Annotated in this window: 2 protein-coding genes; both read left to right on the plus strand. The window is 63.9% G+C overall.

Annotation, left to right across the window (positions count from 1 at the left end; translation table 11 throughout):
- The first annotated feature begins 257 nt into the window (after window positions 1-257).
- A complete protein-coding gene (locus ACIBW7_RS38685; RefSeq protein WP_397055345.1) occupies window positions 258-989 on the plus strand; it encodes a rhomboid-like protein in 732 nt (243 codons plus the stop codon).
- Window positions 990-1047: 58 nt separating this feature from the next.
- The gene (gene nucS, locus ACIBW7_RS38690) at window positions 1048-1734 is read left to right on the plus strand and encodes an endonuclease NucS (protein ID WP_397055347.1); all 687 of its coding nucleotides are present in this window, start codon (window positions 1048-1050) and stop codon (window positions 1732-1734) included.
- Window positions 1735-2044 lie beyond the last annotated feature (310 nt).

Consider the following 2044-nt stretch of genomic DNA (forward strand, 5'->3'; position numbering starts at 1 on the left):
GCCGATGGTACTGCACTCGACAGGGTGTGGGAGAGTAGGACACCGCCGGAACATCCTTGCGAAAGGCCCCCAACACCAGTTGGGGGCCTTTTTGCTTCATATTCTCTTTGTATGCTGTGCGGCATGAGGTTTCGTAGCAATCTCACAGGGAATAGTCACCCTATGCGGCGCTCTGACGTTCATCATGGAGAATGACAGAAAGTAGTAGTCAGCGTCGGCCTGCTTGTCAGGAGCGGTCGACGCGCATGGAGGTGTTGATGGTCGCAGCGACGACAACCGTCGACCGCGCGCCGGTCGATCCCCTCAGCCCGCTTCGCTCACGCTGGCGGCAGCTGAGGCTCCCGGCGACGTTCGGATACCTGGCGGCTCTTGTCGCTGTCACTTCGGTCTTCTCGGCGCTGAGTGAATCGGCGCAGGCGCGGGTGGTGCTGCATGCGAGCACGAATCTGCACAATCTGCTGAACGGCCGAGTGGGCACCATGCTTTCGAGCGCACTGGTGATCGGCGATGTCAGTTCCGCCTGGGTGCTGATTCCGTTGCTCGGTTGTCTGCTGGCACTTGCCGAGCTGCGCTTCGGTGCGGTGCATATGATGCGCGTGTTCCTGGCCGGACATATCGGCGCCACGCTCCTCGTTGCGGCCGGCCTGTGGATCGCGATCGAGGTCGACTGGTTGCCCGCGAGCATTCGCTGGGCGCAGGATGTCGGCGTCAGCTACGGCGCTATGGCGCTGGTCGGGGCGATCGTGGTCGCTATTCCGCATCGCTGGCGAATCGCCTGGGCCACGGTGTGGTTTATCGTCGCGGCCGAGGGCGTGCTGATCGAACAGACCTTCACCAATGTCGGTCACCTGCTGGCCTTCTGTATCGGAACCGGGGTCGGCTTCGGCATGTTGCGCGCGCAGGCGGCATCTACCCGCCGACTCACCCGGATCGAATCCGGTCTGCTAGCCGTGAGCGCATTCCTCGCGGCAATTCTGCTCATGGGCTGACAGCCGACTCGGCAGGGGTGACGCCGGGCCGGGCCGGGCGCTCACCTACAGTGCTTGGGTGCGCCTAGTGATTGCTCGCTGTCAGGTCGACTACGTAGGGCGACTCACCGCCCATCTCGCGATGGCCCGCCGATTGTTGCTGATCAAAGCCGACGGATCGGTCCTCGTGCATTCCGATGGCGGTTCGTATAAGCCGCTGAACTGGATGAGTCCGCCGTGCTGGTTGGAGGAGCGCGACGGTGACGCGGTGCCCGAGGGGGCAAAGGCCTTCTGGGTGGTTACCAATAAGGCGGGTGAGGAACTGCGCATCACCATCGAAGAGATCGAGCACGACTCCGCGCACGAGCTCGGTGTGGACCCCGGTCTGGTGAAAGACGGTGTGGAGGCCCATCTTCAGGAGCTTCTCGCCGAACACGTGCAGACCCTCGGCCCCGGCTACACACTGATCCGCCGTGAGTACATGACCGCCATCGGCCCGGTCGACCTGCTCTGCCGCGACGCCGACGGTTCAACCGTGGCCGTCGAGATCAAGCGTCGTGGTGAAATCGACGGCGTCGAACAGCTCACCCGCTACCTGGAGCTCCTGAACCGGGACCCACTCCTCGCCCCGGTCGCCGGCGTCTTCGCCGCCCAACAGATCAAGCCCCAAGCCCGCACGCTCGCCGAGGACCGCGGCATCCGCTGCCTGACCCTCGATTACGACGCTCTACGCGGCACCGAGAGCAACGAATTCCGCCTCTTCTAGCAAAACCCCCTGAGCCGTGGCACGTGTATTCGTCTGCTGTGCATGAATTCCTCGCCGCGCACTGGTTTGCTCCCGCTGCTACGCGTGGGTTCGCGCGCTGCGTATGAGTTTGCCCGCTGAGCGTGAGTTCGTGCGCTGCGCTTGGGTTCGTGCGCCATGTGTGAGTTCGCGCGCTGCATATGGTTTGGCGCGCTGCGATTGGGGTTCGCCGGGCAAACGTGATGGCGCGGGAAGGGACCGACTGCGCTCCCGGTACGTGAGGTCGTTGGCGGTGCGTGAGGTCCGCCCGCGGTGCTTATGTTCGGTTGCC

Origin of the sequence: Nocardia sp. NPDC049526 (assembly GCF_044465765.1) — a bacterium.
Classification (GTDB): domain Bacteria; phylum Actinomycetota; class Actinomycetes; order Mycobacteriales; family Mycobacteriaceae; genus Nocardia.